16 protein-coding genes are annotated in these 19852 nt (G+C 66.8%); 8 read left to right on the plus strand and 8 right to left on the minus strand.

Annotation, left to right across the window (positions count from 1 at the left end; translation table 11 throughout):
- Together IHE46_RS07550 and IHE46_RS07555 are read right to left on the minus strand one after the other, a co-directional pair.
- Nucleotides 1-3186: an efflux RND transporter permease subunit gene (locus IHE46_RS07550; RefSeq protein ID WP_192164017.1), complete on the minus strand. Its 3186-nt coding sequence runs from the start codon at nt 3184-3186 to the stop codon at nt 1-3.
- Between the two features lie 113 nt (nt 3187-3299).
- The gene (locus IHE46_RS07555) at nt 3300-4586 is read right to left on the minus strand and encodes an efflux RND transporter periplasmic adaptor subunit (protein WP_192164018.1); all 1287 of its coding nucleotides are present in this window, start codon (nt 4584-4586) and stop codon (nt 3300-3302) included.
- 143 nt (nt 4587-4729) lie between these two features.
- Here IHE46_RS07555 and IHE46_RS07560 point away from each other — a divergent pair, with 143 nt between their 5' ends.
- Nucleotides 4730-5752, plus strand: a complete 1023-nt coding sequence (locus IHE46_RS07560; protein WP_192164019.1) for a LysR family transcriptional regulator — start codon at nt 4730-4732, stop codon at nt 5750-5752.
- Here IHE46_RS07560 and IHE46_RS07565 read toward each other — a convergent pair.
- Complete coding sequence (locus IHE46_RS07565; protein WP_192164020.1) at nt 5698-6492, minus strand: undecaprenyl-diphosphate phosphatase; 795 nt, start codon at nt 6490-6492, stop codon at nt 5698-5700. The two genes, IHE46_RS07560 and IHE46_RS07565, sit on opposite strands and share 55 nt — an antisense overlap.
- 288 nt (nt 6493-6780) lie before the next feature.
- Here IHE46_RS07565 and glnA point away from each other — a divergent pair, with 288 nt between their 5' ends.
- From glnA to ntrC, 3 genes are all read left to right on the plus strand, one after another.
- Nucleotides 6781-8190, plus strand: a complete 1410-nt coding sequence (glnA, locus tag IHE46_RS07570) for a type I glutamate--ammonia ligase (RefSeq protein ID WP_192164021.1) — start codon at nt 6781-6783, stop codon at nt 8188-8190.
- Between the two features lie 126 nt (nt 8191-8316).
- Nucleotides 8317-9327: an ATP-binding protein gene (locus tag IHE46_RS07575; protein ID WP_192164022.1), complete on the plus strand. Its 1011-nt coding sequence runs from the start codon at nt 8317-8319 to the stop codon at nt 9325-9327.
- Nucleotides 9320-10699, plus strand: coding sequence for a nitrogen regulation protein NR(I) (gene ntrC, locus IHE46_RS07580; RefSeq protein WP_225562872.1), 1380 nt, complete (start codon nt 9320-9322; stop codon nt 10697-10699). Before IHE46_RS07575 ends, ntrC begins: the two co-directional genes overlap by 8 nt.
- 63 nt (nt 10700-10762) lie before the next feature.
- Here the strand turns inward: ntrC and IHE46_RS07585 are convergent, their stop codons facing one another.
- Nucleotides 10763-11218 (minus strand): PACE efflux transporter, encoded by a 456-nt coding sequence (locus tag IHE46_RS07585; RefSeq protein WP_192164024.1) that lies wholly within the window; start codon nt 11216-11218, stop codon nt 10763-10765.
- A 100-nt stretch (nt 11219-11318) separates the two neighbouring features.
- Between IHE46_RS07585 and IHE46_RS07590 the strand changes: the two genes are divergently transcribed.
- Complete coding sequence (locus IHE46_RS07590; RefSeq protein ID WP_225562873.1) at nt 11319-12191, plus strand: LysR family transcriptional regulator; 873 nt, start codon at nt 11319-11321, stop codon at nt 12189-12191.
- Nucleotides 12192-12203: 12 nt separating this feature from the next.
- Here the strand turns inward: IHE46_RS07590 and IHE46_RS07595 are convergent, their stop codons facing one another.
- The 4 genes from IHE46_RS07595 to IHE46_RS07610 all read right to left on the minus strand — a co-directional run bounded on the left by IHE46_RS07595 (nt 12204) and on the right by IHE46_RS07610 (nt 16480).
- Nucleotides 12204-12536, minus strand: coding sequence for a hypothetical protein (locus IHE46_RS07595; protein ID WP_192164026.1), 333 nt, complete (start codon nt 12534-12536; stop codon nt 12204-12206).
- A complete protein-coding gene (locus IHE46_RS07600) occupies nt 12533-14260 on the minus strand; it encodes a glycosyltransferase family 39 protein (protein ID WP_343229998.1) in 1728 nt (575 codons plus the stop codon). Before IHE46_RS07600 ends, IHE46_RS07595 begins: the two co-directional genes overlap by 4 nt.
- 127 nt (nt 14261-14387) lie before the next feature.
- Nucleotides 14388-15425 (minus strand): CDP-glycerol glycerophosphotransferase family protein, encoded by a 1038-nt coding sequence (locus IHE46_RS07605; protein WP_192164028.1) that lies wholly within the window; start codon nt 15423-15425, stop codon nt 14388-14390.
- Between the two features lie 239 nt (nt 15426-15664).
- Nucleotides 15665-16480 carry a glycosyltransferase family 2 protein gene (locus IHE46_RS07610; RefSeq protein ID WP_192164029.1) on the minus strand — a complete coding sequence of 272 codons (816 nt, stop codon included), beginning with the start codon at nt 16478-16480 and terminating at the stop codon, nt 15665-15667.
- A gap of 223 nt (nt 16481-16703) precedes the next feature.
- Here IHE46_RS07610 and IHE46_RS07615 point away from each other — a divergent pair, with 223 nt between their 5' ends.
- Genes IHE46_RS07615 through IHE46_RS07625 form a run of 3 tightly spaced genes read left to right on the plus strand, consistent with a single transcriptional unit; the run spans nt 16704 to nt 19851 of the window.
- Nucleotides 16704-17969: an O-antigen ligase family protein gene (locus IHE46_RS07615; protein ID WP_192164030.1), complete on the plus strand. Its 1266-nt coding sequence runs from the start codon at nt 16704-16706 to the stop codon at nt 17967-17969.
- A gap of 27 nt (nt 17970-17996) precedes the next feature.
- Entirely contained in the window at nt 17997-18935 is a 939-nt protein-coding gene (locus IHE46_RS07620) for a UDP-glucuronic acid decarboxylase family protein (RefSeq protein WP_192164031.1), read from the plus strand.
- 1 nt (nt 18936) lies between these two features.
- The gene (locus IHE46_RS07625; RefSeq protein ID WP_192164032.1) at nt 18937-19851 is read left to right on the plus strand and encodes a glycosyltransferase; all 915 of its coding nucleotides are present in this window, start codon (nt 18937-18939) and stop codon (nt 19849-19851) included.
- Nucleotide 19852: the final 1 nt, after the last annotated feature.

Below are 19852 nucleotides of genomic sequence, written 5' to 3' on the forward strand. Positions count from 1 at the left end.
TCAATGTCCCTCCAGCGCCGGCAAGCCGTTCGCCTGCGCGTGCTTGCGCGCTTCGCGGCGTTCCACCAGCGCGCGAATCACGACGTAGAACAACGGGGTGTAAATCAGCCCGAACAGGGTGACGCCGAGCATGCCGGAGAACACCGCCACGCCCATCGCGTGGCGCATTTCCGCGCCGGCGCCGTGCGAAGTCACCAGCGGCACCACGCCCATGATGAAGGCGATCGACGTCATCAGGATCGGGCGCAGTCGCAGGCGGGCGGCTTCCAGCACCGCCTCGTGGCGGCTCATGCCTTCGTGCTGGCGTTCGCGGGCGAACTCCACAATCAGGATCGCGTTCTTGCAGGCCAGGCCCACCAGCACGATCAGGCCGATCTGGGTGAAGATGTTGTTGTCGCCGCCCGACAGCCACACGCCGGCGATCGCGGAGAGCAGCACCATCGGCACGATCAAGATCACCGCCAGCGGCAGCGACCAGCTCTCGTACAGCGAGGACAGCACCAGAAACACCAGCAGCACGCACAACGGAAACACCAGCACCGCGGTGTTGCCGGCGAGGATCTGCTGGTAGGTGAGGTCGGTCCACTCGAAGCTCATGCCGTTCGGCAGGATCTGCTGCGCCAGCTTCTCGATGGCCGCCTGCGCCTGCCCCGAGCTGTAGCCCGGCGCCGGGCCGCCGTTGATCTCGGCGGTGGGGTAGCCGTTGTAGTGCTGCACGCGATCGGGACCCGCGCCGTGCGCCACGGTGACGAAGGAGCCCAGCGGCACCATCTCGCCGCGCGCGTTGCGCGTCTTCAGCTGGTTGATGTCTTCGAGATCGTGGCGGAACGAGGGCTCGGCGGACAGGTTCACCTGGTAGGTGCGGCCGAAGCGGTTGAAGTCGTTGACGTAGAGCGAGCCGAGGTAGGCCTGCATGGTCTCGTACACGTCGCCCAGGTTCACGCCTTCGGCCTTGGCCTTCTCGCGGTCCACGTCCACGTCCACCTGCGGCACGTTGACCTGGAAGCTGGAGAACAGCCCAGCCAGCGCGGGGTCCTTGCGGCTCGCCGCGATCAGGTTCTGCGTCTGCTTGTACAGCTCGTCGAAGCCGAGCTGGCCGCGGTCTTCCACCTGCATGCGGAAACCACCGATCGTGCCCAGGCCCATCACCGGCGGCGGCGGGAAGATCGCGATGTAGGCGTCCTGGATGGAGGCGAACTTCGCATTCAACGCGCCCGCGATGGCGCCGGCGGAAAGGTCCGCGCTGCGCCGTTCCTCGAACGGTTTCAGCGTCACGAACACGATGCCGGCGTTGCTGCTGTTGGTGAAGCCGTTCACCGACAGGCCGGGGAAGGCCACCGCGCTCTGCACGCCGGGCTGCTTCAGCGCGATTGCGCTCATGCGCTTGATCACGTCTTCGGTGCGGTCCAGCGAAGCGGCGTCAGGCAGCTGCGCGAACGACACGAGGTATTGCTTGTCCTGCGTCGGCACGAAGCCGGTGGGTACGTGCCAGAAGCCGAACGCGGTGAGCGCGATCAGCGCTGCATACACCACCAGCGCGGCCCCGCCCTTGCCCTGCAGCTTGCGCGTGCCTTCCACGTAGCGCTCCGCGCCACGATGGAACAGGCGGTTGAACGGACGGAACAGCCAACCGAACAGGCGGTCGATGGCGCGGGTGAGGCGGTCCTTTGGCGCACCGTGCGGCAGCAGCAGGATGGCTGCCATCGCCGGGCTCAAGGTCAGCGAGTTGAACGCCGAGATCACCGTGGAGATCGCGATGGTCAGCGCGAACTGGCGGTAGAACTCGCCGGTTAGGCCGCTGATGAAAGCGGTAGGGATGAACACCGCGCACAGCACCAGCGCCGTTGCCACGATCGGTCCGGTGACCTCGCGCATTGCCTTGCGCGTGGCTTCCTTCGGCGTCTGGCCGAGCTCGATGTGGCGCTCCACGTTTTCCACCACCACGATGGCGTCGTCCACCACGATGCCGATCGCCAGCACCATGCCGAACAGCGACAGCGCGTTGAGCGAGAAGCCCACCACGTACATCACCGCGAAGGTGCCGATCAGCGACACCGGCACCGCGATCAGCGGAATGACCGAGGCGCGCCAAGTCTGCAGGAACAAGATCACCACCAGCACCACCAGCAGGATCGCCTCCAGCAGGGTGTGCGCCACCGCCTCGATGGAGCCGCGAACGAACACCGTGGGGTCGTACACGATGTGGTACTCGATGCCCTGCGGGAACTCCTTCTTCAACTGCGCCATGGTGGCGCGCACCTCGTCGGAGATCTGGATGGCGTTGGAGCCGGGCCGCGCGAAGATCGGAATGGCCACTGCGGGCTGGTTGTCCAGCAGGCTGCGCAGCGCGTACTGGTCGGAACCCAGCTCCACCCGCGCCACGTCGCCCAGGTGCACCACGGCGCCGTCGGCGTCGGTGCGCAGCACGATGTTGCGGAAATCGTCCACCGTGCTCAGGCGGCCCTGCGTGTTGATGTTGAGCTGGAAGTCGGCGTTGCTGCGCACCGGCGGTGCGTTCAGCGCGCCGGCGGCCACCTGTACGTTCTGCTCGCGGATCGCGTTCGCCACGTCGCCGGTGGTGAGGCCGCGCTGGGCCAGCCGGTCCGGGTTGAGCCACACGCGCATGGAGTATTCGCCGGCGCCGAAGATCTGCACGTCGCCGACACCGTTCAACCGGCTCAGCACGTCCTTCACGTGCAGCCGTGCGTAGTTCGACAGGTACAGCATGTCGTAGCGCTGATCGGGCGAGGTGAGGTGCACCACCATGGTGAGGTCGGGCGAACTCTTCTGCGTGGTCACGCCGAGGCGCTGCACTTCCTCGGGCAGGCGCGGCAGCGCCTGCGACACGCGGTTCTGCACTTCCACCTGGGCGTCGTTGAGATTGGTGCCCAGCGCGAAAGTCACGGTGAGCGTCATCACGCCGTCGCTGGTGGCTTGCGAGGAGGTGTAGAGCATGCCTTCCACGCCGTTGATCTGGGTTTCCAGCGGCGTGGCGACGGTCTCGGCGATCACCTTGGGGTTGGCGCCGGGATAGTTGGCGCGCACCACCACGGTGGGCGGCACCACTTCGGGATATTCGCTGATCGGCAACTGGAAGACCGCGATGCTGCCGGTGATGACGAACAGCAGCGAAAGCACCGCGGCCATGATGGGCCGGTCGACGAAAAACTGGGCGATGTTTTTCATGGGATTACCTTGTGGTCACGCCGCACGGGCCCGTCCTTCTCCCGTCGGGAGAAGGTGCCTGCAGGGCGGATGAGGGTTCGGCGAAGCTTCGAGGGGGCGTGCTGGCCTTGTCCTCATCCGCCTGCCGGCGCCCTCTCGCGGGAAGAGAGGGATGCTGCGATGGAAGTGGTTGCGGCTCGGCCGGCCTGCGCCGTGTCGGCGTCGTGCGAGGCGGGAGCGGTCGCGTCGACTACCGCCTTGTCCTGCTTGTCGAGCTGGTAGTCCATCGCCACCTGCTGCGGATTCACTTCGGCACCGGGGCGCACGCGCTGCAGACCGTTCACCACCACCACGTCGCCGGGCGCCAGGCCGCTGTCGATCACGCGCAGGCCGTGGAACAGCGCGCCAGTGCTGACCTTGCGGTACTCCACCTTGTGCTGGGTGTCGACCACGTAGACGAACTGGTTGCCGAGGTCGGTGCCCACCGCACGATCGTCGATCAGCAGGCGTGGCTGGGGCTGGCCGCTCTGCAGGCGGATGCGCGCGTAAAGGCCGGGAGTGAACAGGCTGTCCTTGTTGTCGAACACCGCGCGCAGCCGCATGGTGCCGGAATCGGTATGCAGCTGGTTGTCGACGAAGTCGATGCGGCCGGCGTGCGGGTAGCCGTTCTCGTCGGACAGTTCCATCGCCGCTTCGATGTGCGGGCTGTTGCCGCCGTGCGTGGCATCGGCGCGCACATGGTCGAGCTTCAGCCAGGTGTGTTCGTCCACGTCGAAGTACACGTACACCGGGTTCACCGAGACCACGCTGGTCAGTACGTCGCCGCTGCCGACCAGGTTGCCGGGAGTGATGCGTACGTTGCTGACGCGGCCGTCGATGGGCGAGCGCACCTCGGTGTAGCCGAGATTGAGTTTTGCCGTGGCGAGCGCGGCATCGGCGGCGGCCAGTGCCGCGTCGGCACTTTGTGCGGCCGTGGCCAGGCTGTCGGCTTCCTGCTGCGAGATCGCACGCTGGTCGAGCAGACGGCGCGCACGCTGGGCGTTGACCTCGGCCAATGCATGTTCCGCCAGCGCCTGGGTGCGGGTGGCGGTAAGGCGGTCGACTTCGGCCTGGAAGGGACGCGGGTCGATGCGGAACAGCACGTCGCCCTTGTGCACCAGCGCGCCTTCCTTGAACGCCACGGATTCGACGTAGCCGCCCACCCGCGGGCGCAGTTCCACGCTGTCCACCGCCTGCACGCGGCCGGTGAAGTCGGCGCTGTTGCTCACCGGGCGCAGCAGGGCACGGGCTACAGTCACCTCGGGCAGGGCGGCACCGGCACCAACGTCCTGGGCGTGGGTGCCGCCATGTTCGCCAAGCAGGGCCCAGCTGCCGGCGACGGTCGCAACGACGAGTCCGGACAGGATCAGATTCTTCTTCATGTTCACTCTCCCTGGAGTGGGTCGTGCGGCGTTGCAGCACGATGGGGGAGGCGAATAATAGATGTACCGATTAGTACAGAAAAATCCTATTTCGTGAACTCCACTCGTGACAGCCAGGCACGAATGACGTCACAATGTCAGGCATGGAAGATTTTTCAGCAATAACGAGCTTCGTCCGCGTGGTGGAGGCCCGCAGTTTTGCGGCTGCCGCCGTGCAACTGGGCATGACCCCGTCCGGGGTGAGCCGTGCCGTATCGCGCTTGGAGGAGCAGATCGGCGTACGTCTGCTGTTCCGCAGCACGCGTGCGCTGCGGCTCACCGACGACGGCGAATCGTTCTATCAGCGCTGCAAGGCGATCCTCGCCGACCTCGGCGAGGCGGTGGATGCGCTTAACTACGCCCGCAACAAGCCCAAGGGCAAGCTGCGCGTGGCGGTGAACGTCTCGGTGGGGCGCGCCGCGCTGATTCCCAACCTCGCCGACTTCGAGGCGCGCTATCCCGACATCCGGCTCGAGCTGTCGATGAGCGACCGCAACATCGGCCTGATCGAGGAGGGCATCGACTGCGCGATCCGTATGGGCGAGCTGGAGGATTCCAACCTGATCGCGCGCAAGCTCGGCTATTTCAGCAACGTGCTGTGCGCCGCGCCTGCCTATCTGGAGCGCCATGGCGCGCCGGTCACCATCGCCGACCTCGCGCAGCACCGCTGCATCAACTACGTCTATCCCACCAGTGGCCGCCCCTACCAGTGGCAATTCGACACGCCGGACGGCCGCATCGCGCTGGACATCGACGCACACCTGCTGATCAACGACGGCGAATCGGTGATCCAGGCGGCGATGGCCGGGCTGGGCATCATCCAGGTGCCGCACTGGCTGGCCGCATGCGCCATCAGCATGGGCAAGCTGCAAGTGATCATGGAGGACACCATCTGCACCGGCTCGCCGGTGTGGCTGGTCTACCCGCAGAAGAAGCATCTCTCCGCGCGCGTGCAGGCCTTCCTGGAATGGGTGCACGAGCTGTTCGAGCGTACCAACCTGCCCGCGTGCAAGCTGGGCATGGCGCTACCGCGCAAGGGCGCCGTCCAGGCGCCCGGCGATGTCGATACCGCTCACATGCCAGCCGGCATCAACAGCAGCAAGGCTGCGCCCAGCGCGATGCGGTAGACGGCGAATACCGTGAAGCGGTGCGTGCGGATGTAGCCGAGCAGCCACTTCACCGCGATGAAGCCGACGATCAGCGAGACGAGGAAGCCCACGCCCAGCGCGGTCCAGTCCTCGTGCGCCGCGCCGCCGCTCTTCCATACCTTCAGCAGTTCGTAGCCGGTGGCCGCATACATGGTGGGGATGCCGACCAGGAAGGCGAATTCGGTGGCGGCAGCACGGTTGCTGGTGCCGAACAGCATGGCAGCGAAGATCGTGGCGCCGGAGCGCGAGGTGCCCGGGAACACGCCCGCCACCATCTGCGCGATACCCACCAGGATCGCCACCGTCCAGGTCACCTCGCGGCGATCCGGCTGGCGTGCGGCCAGCGCTTCCGCTCCGATCATCCAGAAGCCGCCGATGATCAAGGCCCAGGCGATCGGCGTCACCGTTTCCGGCAGCTTGAAGCCGTAATGCGTGACGAACAGGCCCAGCACGCAGGTGATCAGGAACGCCACCGTCAGCTTGAAAAGGTAGTCGCGCGTGCCAGGGTCGCGCCATTGCGTCAGCAATTGCCAGATGCGCTTCCAGTACACCAGCGTGATGGCCAGGATCGCGCCTGCCTGGATGCCCACGTTGAACAGGTCGGAGCGCGCGCCCAGCCAATGCTCGGCGATCAGCAGATGGCCGGTGGAGGAGATCGGCAGGAACTCAGTGATACCTTCGATGATGCCAAGCAGGATGATGTTGAGCAGATCGGTCATGGATGGATTCCATCGGTGGGGCCGCGTCTAGGCCACGGCAAATTGAGGCGTAGCTTAGAGGCAGTTCGTGACTTCAGGGTGTCCCCGGTGCGGGGATCCGCGCGCTTCGCCGCGAATCGGATGTCGGGGCGCGCCTGATGTCCAGGATGGTGCAAAATACATTGCCTTTTGCTCCACGATGGATTTTCGCGATAACCGGCTCTCCAGTAAGTCACTGTTTTTCTATGGGTTACAGTGTGGCACGACCCTTGCCTTCCACAGCACATCAACCACCACAGAGGTTCCACCATGTCCGCCAAGAAAGTGCTCGACCTGATCGTTGAACACGAGGTCGAGTTCGTCGACTTCCGTTTTGCCGACATGCTCGGCAAGCACCATCACGTCACCTTCCCGGCGCACGCCATCGACGAGAGCACGTTCGAGGACGGCAAGATGTTCGACGGTTCGTCGATCAGCGGCTGGAAGGGCATCAACGAGTCGGACATGATCCTGATGCCCGACGCGGACACCGCCTACCTCGACCCGTTCAGCCAGCACACCCAGCTGGTCCTGCATTGCGACGTGCTGGAACCGAGCACCCTGCAGGCCTACGGCCGCGACCCTCGTTCCATCGCCAAGCGCGGCGAGGCCTACCTCAAGTCCACCGGCATCGCCGACACCGCCTTCTTCGGGCCGGAGCCGGAGTTCTTCATCTTCGACTCGGTCCGCTGGCAGAACGACATGGGCCGCGTGTTCTACGAAATCGAGTCGAACGAGGCCGCCTGGAGCACGCGCTTCAAGTACGAAGACGGCAACATGGGCCATCGCCCCGGCGTGAAGGGCGGCTACTTCCCGGTGTCGCCGGTGGACACGCTGGGCGACCTGCGCGCCGACATGTGCAAGGTGCTGGAGTCGCTGGGCCAGGTGGTGGAAGTGCACCACCATGAAGTGGCGAATGCCGGCCAGTGCGAGATCGGCGTGAAGTTCAACACGCTGGTGCAGAAGGCCGACGAACTGATGACGATGAAGTACGTCATCAAGAACGTGGCCCACCAGAACGGCAAGACCGTCACCTTCATGCCCAAGCCCATCGTGGGCGACAACGGCAGCGGCATGCACGTGCACCAGTCGCTGGCGAAGAACGGCGAGAACCTGTTCGCCGGCGACCTGTACGGCGGCCTCAGCCAGACCGCGCTGTGGTACATCGGCGGCATCTTCAAGCACGCCAAGGCGATCAACGCCTTCGCCAACTCCACCACCAACAGCTACAAGCGCCTGGTGCCTGGCTTCGAAGCCCCGGTGATGCTGGCCTATTCCGCGCGCAACCGCTCGGCGAGCTGCCGCATCCCCTACGTGGCCAGCCCCAAGGGCCGCCGCATCGAGGTGCGCTTCCCCGACCCGATGAACTCCGGCTACCTGGTGTTCACCGCGCTGATGATGGCCGGCCTCGACGGCATCCTCAACAAGATCGATCCGGGTGCGCCGGCCGACAAGGATTTGTACGACCTGCCGCCGGAAGAAGAGAAGAACATCCCGCAGGTGTGCTCCAGCCTCGACCAGGCGCTAGAAGCGCTGGACAAGGACCGCGACTTCCTCAAGGCCGGCGGCGTCTTCACCGACGACTTCATCGACGCCTACATCGAACTGAAGATGCAGGAAGTCACCCGCTACCGCGCCAGCACGCATCCGCTGGAGTTCCAGATGTACTACGCGCTGTAAGCACGCGCGCGCCGTGCACAGCATGCGAAGGGGAGGGCGCGAGCCCTCCCCTTCGTCTTTTCAATGGGTGCGAGGAATGCCGTGCCCCTTGTTGCCCCAAAATGGGGCAACCATCAAGATGGTGCAATGAGCGGACAGCCATGGCAGACATGGGCAGAACAGCTGGCGACCGGGGTGGCCCGGGTCGACGCCGGGCTGCGCGTGCGCTGGCTCAATGGCGCGCTGGCCGAGTGGCTGGGCAGCGGCATGCGCAGCGCGGTCGGGCAGCCGTTGGCCTTGTGGCTGCGTTCGCCGGACGATCTGGCGCAGGCACGGCGCGCCTTGGTCGAATCGCGCTTCGTGCAATTGCGCGAGGCCACGCTCTCCACGTTCGACGAGCGCATGCTGCAGGCCGATATCGCCCTGCAGCCCGACGGCGATGGCGGCCTGCTGGTCGAAGTGCATGCGCTGGCCGAGCGGTCGCGCACGGCATCGCCGCTGTCCGCCACGCTGCGCGGTTTCGCGCATGAGGTGAAGAACCCGCTGGCCGGCCTGCGCGGCGCGGCGCAGCTGCTGCAGCGTCGCGTCGATGGCGCGGAGCTGCAGGCACTCGCGGGCCTGATCATCGACGAGGCAGATCGCCTCGCCGCACTGGCGAACCGGCTGCTGCACCACGATGGCGCCGCGCGGCTGGGTGCGGTGGGCATCCACCAGTTACTCGACCGGCTGAGCGAACTGCTGCAGGCGGAGCCTTCGCCGCCGCGTCTGCGCCACGACTACGACCCCAGCCTGCCCGACGTGCACGGCGATGCGGACCGCCTGCAACAGGTGCTGCTCAATCTCGCGCGCAATGCGGTGGAAGCGGGCGCACGCACGCTGGTCCTGCGCACGCGCGCCGAGCATGGCGTGCGTGCCGGGGCGCGCGTGCTGCGCAGCGCCTTGCGCGTGGACGTGATCGACGACGGCCCCGGTGTGGCCGCGGAGCTGCGCGACACCTTGTTCGAGCCGCTGGTGTCCGGTCGCGCCGACGGCACGGGACTGGGCCTGGCGCTGTCGCGCGAGATCGCCCTCGAGCATGGCGGCGAATTGCGCTGCACCAGCCGCCCGGGCGAGACGGTGTTTTCGCTGTACCTGCCGCTGGAGCGTGGCCATGAATGACGAGATCTGGATCGCCGACGACGACCGCGGCGTTCGCTTCGTGCTGGCGGCGGCATTGCGCGATGCCGGGCTGGCCGTACGCGAGTTCGATGCGACCGATGCGGTACGCATCGCCCTGCGCAAATCGCGCCCTGCGCTGCTGCTCACCGATGTACGCATGCCGGGCGAAAGCGGCCTGGCCTTGCTCGAAGAACTCAGGGCAAAGGGCATCGGTCCGGTGATCGTGATGAGCGCGTTCACCGATGTGGCCACCACTGCGGCAGCCTATCGCGCCGGCGCGGTGGACTACCTCGCCAAGCCCTTCGACCTCGATCAGGCCGTGGCGATCGTGCGGCGCGCGCTGGCCGACGGCGCTCAGCCGGTGGAACCCGCCGGCAGCGCGGCGACGCCCACGCATGCGCTGCTCGGTGAAAGCGCGGCGATGCGGGAAGTGTTCCGCCTGATAGGCCGTGTGGCGGCCAGCGACCTCAACGTGCTGATCACCGGCGAAACCGGTACCGGCAAGGAGCTGGTGGCGCGCGCGCTGCACGAGGAAAGCGCGCGGCGCGATCGTCCGTTCGTGGCGCTCAACACCGCGGCGATTCCGTCGGAACTACTGGAGAGCGAGCTGTTCGGCCATGAAGCCGGCGCGTTCACCGGGGCCGCGCGGCGCGTGGCGGGCCGTTTCGAGCAGGCCGAAGGCGGCACGCTGTTCCTCGACGAAATCGGCGACATGCCGCTGACGCTGCAGACGCGCCTGCTGCGCGTGCTCGCCGGCGGCGAGTTCTACCGCGTAGGCGGACGGGAGCTGATCCGCTGCAATGTGCGCATCGTCGCGGCCACGCACCAGGATCTCGACGCGCGCGTGGCCGGCGGCCAATTCCGCGCCGACCTCAAGCATCGCCTCGACGTGGTGCGCATCGCGCTGCCGCCGCTGCGCGAACGCCGCGCGGACATTCCGCTGCTGGCACAGCACTTCCTCGCCGCTGCGGCGCAGGAGCTCAAGCTGCCGCCCAAACGCTTCGCCAAGGCCGCGCTGAAAGCGCTGGCGCAGCGCGATTTCCCCGGCAACGTGCGCGAACTGGAAAACCTCTGCCGGCGCCTCGCGGTCATCGCCCCCGGTGCGGAAATCCTGCCTGCCGACCTCGGGACATCGCCTACATCCGGTGCCACGGGCGACTGGAGCGACATGTTGCGCAGCTGGGCCGCACAAGCCCTGGCCGATGCCGAAGCCGACATCCACGCCCGTGCCCGCGAAGCGCTGGATCGCGTGCTGCTGGAAGCTGCGTTGGCCGCGCATGGCGGCCATCGGCAAAACGCGGCGGCGGCGCTGGGCGTGGGACGCAATACGCTCACGCGCAAGCTGGGTGCATCGCGCCAGCGCAAACGCTGATATCCGACTTCGGCCATCGGCATGGCGGTCATCGCAAACCGTCGGCGCAGTGTGTTCATCCTTTCAGGCTGGCATCGAGCGGACGGCATGCGGCGCCGTCCGCGGTCGAACCGGGAAAACGCGGTCGTAGGCCATGTTGAAGACGAAGGCGTAGACCAGATAGAAGGCCACGATGGCGAGATCCATCGTCAGGGCATTCCACAGCGTGATGCCGAGATACCAGGCCGACAGCGGCAGCAGCAGCGCGACCAGGACGGCTTCGAACAGCACGGCATGCACGATGCGGATCGGCAGCGTCTTGGTGATGCGCCCCGTGAGTCGCAGCAGGGCATGATCGAAGCCGAGGTTGAAGAGGAAATTCCAGACCGTGGCCACCGTGGCGGCCACGACGCCGATCACCCCCATGTCGGCCACCGGCTGGCCGAACAGGAACGCGGCCGCCGGGATGAAAGCCGCCAGTCCGATCAGTTCGAACAGCACGGCGTGCCGGATGCGGTCGGGGAAGGTGCGCGTGGGCATGATGTAACCCTCAATAGAGTCATCGATGCCGAAATCCTATCTGTTAGGATTTTACGAGAAAGTTGGAATCCATCTTGAAAAGAGATAGATGAATATTTCCATGGATCAACTGGAGTGCTTCGTCGCCGCGGCGGAGCACGGCTCGTTCTCGGCGGCTGCGCGCGCGCTCAGGAAAGCGCAGTCCGCGGTCAGCACCCATGTGTCGAACCTCGAAACGGATCTCGGCATCGCCCTATTCAGTCGCGTCGGGCGCAATCCCGTCCTGACCGAGGCCGGAGTGCGCCTGCTGCCGGAGGCGAAGGTGATCCTCGAACGGCGCACGCACTTCGTCGGCATGGCCGGCAGTTTCGAAACGCACGTCGAAAAACGCATCGTGATCGCTGTCGACGAGCTCTACCCGGAGAGCGCGGTCGGCGAGCTGCTCGCGGAGTTCGCGGCGCGCTTTCCCTTCGTCGAGGTCGAGTTGCTGGTTCCCGTCATGGAAGACGTCAGCCGGCTGGTGCTGGACGGCAAGGCCGACGTCGGCGTGATGTGGCGCCAGGAAGACCTGCCGACGGAGCTGGGCTTCAAGGCCATTGGCTGGGTGCCGCTGAAGCTGGTCTGCGGCAAGACCCACCCGCTCGCGAATACGCGCGTGGAGTGGGAGGAGCTAAAGCGGCATCGCCAGATCATGGTGACGGTGCGCAACGAGGGCACCGAGCGCCATCGATTGCGGGTCGCCGCCGAGGTGTGGTGGGTGGAGAGCCACTGGCTCATCCTGCAGATCCTCAGGCAGGGCATTGGCTGGGCGCTCATCCCGGCGCATATCGTCGAGCATTCGCCGCTGGCGAAGCATCTGGCGACGCCGGAACTCAGCTTCGACGAAGGCACCCATCCGGTGGCCCTCGAGGTGGTCTGGCACAAGCAGCGACCGTCGGGGCCGGCCGCGACATGGCTGCGCGAGCGCTTCGCGAGCCTGAAGATCGACCGGTAGCCGTTCCGCGGCTCAGCTTTCCGCGGCGCGTTCGAGCCGACGCAGGAACACCGCCATTTCCTTCTCCGCCTGCTTGTCGCCGCGCGCTTGCGCCACGGCCATGCCTTGCCGCCATGCGGCGGCGGCGCCTTCGCGGTCGTTCAAGGCATGGCATGCCTTGCCCAGCAGTTTCCACGCGGCGGAGTAGCGCGCGTCGAAGCGGAGGGCGTGGCGGAATTCTTCGGCGGCGGTGGCGGCATCGCCGCTGTCGAGCAATGCGTCGCCCAGGGCGTAGCGCAGCAAGGCGCCGTCGCGCGGGCCGTTGCATTGGCTGCGCAGGCTGGCGATCAGAGCCTCTCTGTTCACGGCAGCGAGTGCGACCGCGTACCGTCGGCGGAATAGATCTGCGGCGGCTGCAACGGCTCGGGCGGATTGGCGCCGCCGCGCAGATCGGCGAGGGCGGCGGCCGGCCACACCACGATCCACGACGAGCGGAACGGCTGGATCAGCAACGCATAGCGCAGGGCCTGCGCGTCGAGTTTCTCCGGGTGCTCCACGATGACGCCATCGGGATGGGCCTCGGCGAAAGCGGCGATCTGCGGAGTGTTGTTCATCTCCTGCACTGGCTGCGTCAGCCGCCCCTGGAAGTGGAACTCGCCTTCGTAGTTGCCGATGTAGCCGATGGCGTGGCCCGCCTGTTCCGTCTCGCCGAGCAGCTGTGCGGTGGGACGCAGCTCATAGCGCGGCCACATGGTGAGGGTGAACAAGGTGTTGAGCGCCAGCGTGCCGACCAGCCCGGCCACCGCCAGGCGGCGCAGCTCGCCGCGCCCGCGCAGCAACAGCAGCAGGCCCAGCAGCAGGAACACCACGGCGAAGTAGCGGCTGTACGGCGCGCAGGCATCGGGCCATTCGCCGTGCAGGTGGTTGCCCGCCACCAGGTTTGGCAGCACGAAGAGCAGCAGCGCGAACGCGAGGCTGCCGACGCCCAATGGCCACGTGCCCAGCCAGCCTGTGTTCGCAAGCCGCGGCCTGCGTTCGCGCAGTACCGCGATGGCTGCGGTGAGCAGCAGCATGGCGCCGGCGAGCTCCGGCAGCAGGTAGTACATCTGCTTGCCGCGCACCAGCGAGAACACCAGGAAGGTGGGCAGCACCCAGGCGAGCGCGAAGCGCACGCCCGGTTCCAGCGGCCTGCGCAGCGTGGCGAGCGCCACCCACGCACGCGGCCAGCCGAAGAACGGGAACAGCAGCGCGGGCAGCATCAGTACGTACCACAGCACGGGGCGGGCGTGGCTTTGCAGCGGTTCGGCCGTCTGCACACCGTGGATCACGCGCGCCGCCGTCTGGCTGAAGAGCAGCCGGTGCATGTAGGCCGGACCGCCCGCGAAACCTGCCGGCACCGCCCATGCCACCAGCATCGCCAGACCCAACAGCACGGCCAGTACGCCGCGGCCGTACCAGCGTGCGCGATTCGTGCGCGCGAAACCGCTCCAGAACGGGCCGAGCAGCCACGGGAACGCCACGTGCAGCAGCATCACCGGTCCCTTGGTGAGCAGGCCGAAGCCGATGCACAGGCCGAACAGCCACCAGCGAGGCTCCTCGCGGCGCGCGGTGGGCGTGAGGCAGAGCAGGGCCGCCAGCGCCCACACGGCCAGCAGCACGTCGTACATGATCTGCAGGCCGAACAGGAAGTTGTAGCCGAGCGCCAGCAACGTCCATGGCGCAGCCTTGGCCATCCACGCACGGTTGGGGAACAGGCGGCGCGCGATCAGCGAGATCAGCACCAGTTCGGTACCGCCGAAGATCACCTCCAGCACGCGCGGCCACACGTCGCTCACACCGAACACGAACCAGCCGGCATGGATCAGCCAGAACAGCAGCGGCGCCTTTTCGCTGTACGGTGCGCCGTTGATGTGCGGCACCAGCCAGTAGTGGCCGTGCCACATCTCCCAGGCCACCGCCAGCGTGCGCGTGGAATACAGCGGCATCGGGCCATGCGCGAAGATCGCCAGCAGCGCCACCAGCGTCCACAGCGGCAGCCACGGCCAGAGCGAGCGCAGGTGTTCGGAGCGGCTGTAGGGGCTGAGGGTCACGGGCAGGCTCGCGCGAGGGAACGGCGCGATTCTAGCCGCCAAGGCCATGCCGGGAACGCATTCTGTACGCGGCGGTGCAGTTGTGATCAGGCGCCGCCGTATTCGTGCAGGCCGTGCCCTGGCGGGTTCAACGCGGCCAGCGTGCCGGTCCCCAGTAGCCGATGCGGCGACGGATTTTCAGCTTGCGCCACAGGTTGCCCGGTTTGGCGCGGCGGTTCTTGCCGCCGCGGGCGACGAAGGTATCGATGGCATCCAGCACGCGTTCGCTGGAGCGGCCGTCGCGATACGGATGGATGGCGTCGGCGTAGTCGCGGATCGCCTGCATCAGCTCGGGCGGTCGGCTCAGGGCGCGTTCGATGGCGGGTTCGAAATCCTTCGCGTCGTGGATGTCGATCAGCTGCGGGCCAGGACGGCGGTTGTCGAAAGTCACCACAGGCTTGCCGGTGAGCAGGAACTCGTTGAGCGCGGAGCTGGTGTCCGAGCACATCATGTCCACCTGGCCGAACAGTTCCAGGATGTTGTCGTTCTCGGCGAAGGCGAGGTACTCGTTCTGCAGTGCCTTGAACTTCGCCACCGTCTCCGGGTTCATCTTCGGGTGGAAGCTGACGATCCAGCGCCAGCGGCCGTCGCGCGACAGCCGCTTCACTTCCTCGTACAGCGTCTCGGCCGCGCTCCACGAGGGCGAGAAGGTGGAGTGGTAGAGGATCACCGGCGGCGCGTGCACCGGCGGTATGGCGCCGCCGAGTTCGCGCATGAAGGGGTCGATCTTGGGGAAGCCCGTCTCGATCACGCTGAAGTGGCCGAGCTGGTCGGCCAGCGCCTGGAACTGCGCGGTGTCGCGCGGTCCGGTGGTGCAGTACAGGTCGAAGAAGCCGCGCACGTAGATGTGTCGTGGCTTGCCTGCGTCGAAGCCGTGGAAGGTTTCCACCTTCACGCCGGGAAAGAAGTGCGGCACGGCGTTGGACGAGGTGATCACCGCCAGCGGCTTCCACGCGCGCACTTCCTGCACCGTCAGCAGGCGTTCGTCGGCGTGCAGGTCTTCCGCGCCCGGACCGTCGAAGAACCATGCCGCCTCGTCGCCGCGCGCGCGGATCGCCGCTTGGATCGGACGCAGGATCGCCAGCGCGTAGCGCTCGGAACCGTAGAGGAGGTAGTGCTTGGGCATGGGGCGTGCGCCTAGATGATGCGCATAGCTTAGCTTGCTGGCGCTTGTCTCCCGCTCCCCTTTGGGGAGAGGGCTGGGGTGAGGGGCGGTTCTAGCGAAGGCTTTTCATCGTGAGTAAAGCGCGCTTCGACAAAGGCAAGGCAAGCCTTGACCCCTCACCTCAATCCTCTCCCCGGAGGGGAGAGGAGGCGAACGTGCCGTGCCGGTTCGCAGGCTCCAGCCTCGCGGTCACGTTGCGATCAGCGCTCGATGTGGTGTTTTTCCAATGCGTCGGTCGCTTCCGCGACCGACGCGGGGTTGTTCACCATCTCGTAGTAGCGCATGCGCTTGTACAGCGCGTAGCTGGCCGCCGTCTGCGCGATCATGAAACCGCGCCAGCCGTCGAGGCAGGCCAGCCGGAACACATAGTCCTTGAGGAAGGCCAGCAGGTACACGAAAGGCGCCTGCCACATCCGCACCGGCTTGCGCTTGTCCAGCCAGTCGCGGCATTTCAGTTCCGAGTAGCGCAGCACCTTGAGCTGCTTGTGCACCAGCGTGGGATTGTTGGCGTGCTCGAAGGGCGCGTCGAACACCGGCGCGCGACCGTCGAAGCGCAGCGATTCGTGCACGCGCGCATCCGTCCAGCGTCCGCGGTCGCGGTGATAGAAGCGCGCCAGCTTCTCGCCCACGCTAGGGCGGTACCAGCGCAGCGGCCGGCCCATGTAGATGGTGCGCCGGCGCAGCACGGCGCCGGCCGCGTCGCTGGCCATCAAGGCGGGCAGCTCGCGCTCCAGCTCGGCGGCGAGCTCCGGCGACAACCATTCGTCGGCATCCAGCACCAGGATCCAGTCGTGGCTGCACTGCGTGGTCGCGAAGTTGCGCTGCAACCCGAAACCCAGCCAGTCCTGGTGCACCACGCGCGCGCCATGCGTCTGCGCCACGGCCACGGTGCCGTCGTCGCTGCCGGAATCCACCACCAGTTTCTCCGCCGCAAACGGCACGCTGTCCAGGCAGCGGGCGATCACGGCGGCTTCATTGCGGGCAATGACGGCTAAGGTGAGAGGCAGGGTGGGCATAAGCGGATTCTAACTGGCCCGCGCCGCGCCTTCGCGTGTGATGGGGTTGGCGCACGCCGCACCGGGCATCGACGGGTGATACGCGTTTCAGGCGTGGGCAAGCATGGGGTAGGCATAGTCCGGTCCAACTGCAGGATCGCCGTTGGATTGACGTTGCTGGCACACTGCTTATGCTGAGTTCCCGTAGGAAACGCGGTGGCGAATCGTTCTTCTTGAAGGCTGCATGGATCACACGAACCACACTCTCCCGCCAGCGCGGGATCTCCCCTCCAGCTCGCAGCCGTCGGCCGAGCCGACTGTCGCACCGGCGTTTTTCCGGCGTCGCAACTTCTGGCGGGCCGTGCTTGGCGCGGGCCTGGTGTGGATGATGCTCGGCCTCGTCGCGATGCCGTCGGGCGTGTCGTACAACCCGGGCAAGCTGTATCAAGGCATCCTGATCGTACTGCTGTACCTGCCGGCCTGGTGTCTTGCGCTGACGCAGCGTGCGGCGACCTGGAGACAGCTGCTGCCGCTGCCGGCATTCCGCATCTTCTTGCTGTTGCTCGGTTGGGCCGCGCTGTCCCTGGCATGGACGCAGGCGCGGCATGTGGGCGACGAGTTCAGCCGCCTGCTGAGCGTGCTGGCCTTCGTGCTGGCATGGCCGCTCTGGCTGGGCGACGACGAGAAGCGCGGGCAGCGCCTGCTGCTGGTGGGTGGGTTGGGCATCGCGCTGTTCGCGGCCTTCTATTGCCTGCAATACCTGTGGCAGCCACCGGCGGATGGTCGCATCGTGGGCGAGGGTGTGATCGCCACCGCGAACTACGCGGCCGCGGTGATGGGTGCGACCTGCATCTGGCTGGCCATGCTGCCGGTTGCCGGCCGCCGAGTTACCGCGTTGCGCTGGCTGGCCGTGCTGGTGCTGCTGGCTTTCATCGCCCTCACCAATACCCGTAGCGTGTGGCTCGCACTGACCTTGTGTGCGTTGTCGGCGCCGTTGTGGTGCCGTGCGCGCGTGGCGCGTTGGCTGGCCGGCGCGATGCTGGTCGTCGTGCTGGCCTGCTGCCTCTGGCCTTCGCAGGAGCTCATGGAACGCGGTGCTTCGCTGCGGCCGCAACTCTTCATGCAGTCCATGCACCTGATCGCGCAGCATCCATGGCTGGGCCTGGGGCAGGGCGAGCCGTTCACGCTCACCGTGGCCGGGGAGGGCTACACGCACAGCCACAACGTGCTGACCCAGACGACGATCGAGCTGGGCCTGCCCGGCCTGCTGCTGCTGGTCGCCTTGTGGCTGATGACCGCCTGGCTGGGCTGGCGGCATCGGCGCGAGGCCACCGGGCGGCTGGTACTGGCGCTGTGGATCTATGCCAGCGTGGTGCTGCAATTCGACATGCCGCAGTTGCTGGACAGCCCGCGCCCCGGCTGGCTGCTGGTGTGGCTGCCGCTGGCGCTGGCATTGTGGCTGGAGCTGGACGCGCGCCGCCGTGCGACCGGGGCGCCTCGCTTACACTAGGCGCCTCGCCTTGCGGAACGACGACTGATGCACAAGGTACTGGTGACCGGCGGTGCCGGCTTTCTCGGCTCGCATCTCTGCGACCGCCTGCTGGCCGACGGCCACGACGTACTGTGCGTGGACAACTTCTTCACCGGCAGCAAGCGCAACGTAGCGCACCTGCTGAACCACCCGTATTTCGAGCTGATGCGCCACGACGTCACCTTCCCGCTGTACGTGGAGGTGGAGCGCATCTTCAACCTGGCCTGCCCCGCTTCGCCGGTGCATTACCAGCACGACCCGGTGCAGACCACCAAGACCTCGGTGCACGGCGCGATCAACATGCTGGGCCTGGCCAAGCGCGTGAAGGCGCGCATCCTGCAGGCCTCCACCAGCGAGGTGTACGGCGATCCCGAGGTGCACCCGCAGCGCGAGGAGTACTGGGGCCGGGTCAACCCGATCGGATTCCGCTCCTGCTACGACGAGGGCAAGCGCTGTGCCGAGACGCTGTTCTTCGATTACCACCGCCAGCACGAGCTGGACATCAAGGTGGTGCGCATCTTCAACACCTACGGCCCGCGCATGCATCCCAACGACGGTCGCGTGGTGAGCAACTTCATCGTGCAGGCACTGAAGGGCGAGGACATCACCATCTACGGTGATGGAAGCCAGACGCGCAGCTTCTGCTACGTGGACGACCTGATCGAGGCCTTCGTGCGCATGATGGAGTCGGAGCGCGGTTTCACCGGCCCGGTGAACATCGGCAACCCCGGCGAGTTCACCATGCTGGCGCTGGCGGAAAAGGTGCTGTCCCTGGTCGGCGGCAAATCGAAGCTGGTGTTCCGTCCGCTGCCCGCCGACGATCCGCGCCAGCGCCAGCCCGACATCGCGCTGGCGCAGGAGAAGCTGGGCTGGCAGCCCAAGGTGGCGCTGGAGGACGGTCTGAAGGAAACCATCGCCTACTTCCGCCAGTTGCTGGAGGCGTGAGGTGAGCGTCGCGCCCACGTTCTCGGTCGTCGTCACCAATTACAACTACCGCGACTTCGTGGCCGAGGCGGTGGATGGCGCGCTGGCGCAGACCCACGCGCCGCTGGAAGTGATCGTGGTGGACGACGGTTCCACCGACGGCTCGCCCGACTACCTGCGCGGACGCTACGGCAACGAGCCGCGCGTGAAGTTGCTGTGCGGCGAGAACGGCGGCCAGCTCGCCGCTTTCCAGCGCGGCCTCGCCGCGACCCGCGGCGAGGTGGTGTGCTTCCTCGACGCCGACGACCGCTGGGGACCGGACCACCTGCGCCAGCTCGCCGCGCTGTTCGCCGCCCGCAAAGATGTGGATTTCGTGTTTTCCGATGTGCGCCTGGTCGGCAACGAATCCGGCGTACAGGGTTATGCGAAGGAAGCGACGGACCTCGGCCACACCGTGCTCGGCACCTGGGTCTTCGCGCGCTGGTACGGCGCGCCCACCTCGGCGCTGGCACTGCGCCGCGGGCTGGCCGAACGCGTGCTCGACCTGCCGCCGGAGTTCACCGCGAACTGGCGCATCAGCGCCGACAACTGCCTGGTGTTCGGCGCCAGCATCCTCGGCGCGCGCAAGTATTTCCTGCCCACCGGCAACGTCGACTACCGCATCCACGGACGCAACGGCTGGTGGCACGAGCAGGCGCGCATGCGCGAGTTCCCGGCGCAGTTCCGTTCGCGCTGCCTGATCAATTTCTACGCGCAGCGCATGCATCTCGACGCGCATGCGCTCGACCTGGCGCGCGCCGAGTTCAAGACGCGCGAACGTCCCGACTGGGCCGAGGCGCGCCGCTACGCCGGCATCGCCATGCGCGGGCCGTCGCCGTGGTGGAAGCGTGCCGAGCGCGCGTTGTCCATCCTGCGCCGTGGCTTGCGCGGGCGTTGAC

Origin of the sequence: Rhodanobacter sp. DHG33, from assembly GCF_014843005.1 — a bacterium.
In the GTDB taxonomy this organism is placed as follows: domain Bacteria; phylum Pseudomonadota; class Gammaproteobacteria; order Xanthomonadales; family Rhodanobacteraceae; genus Rhodanobacter_A.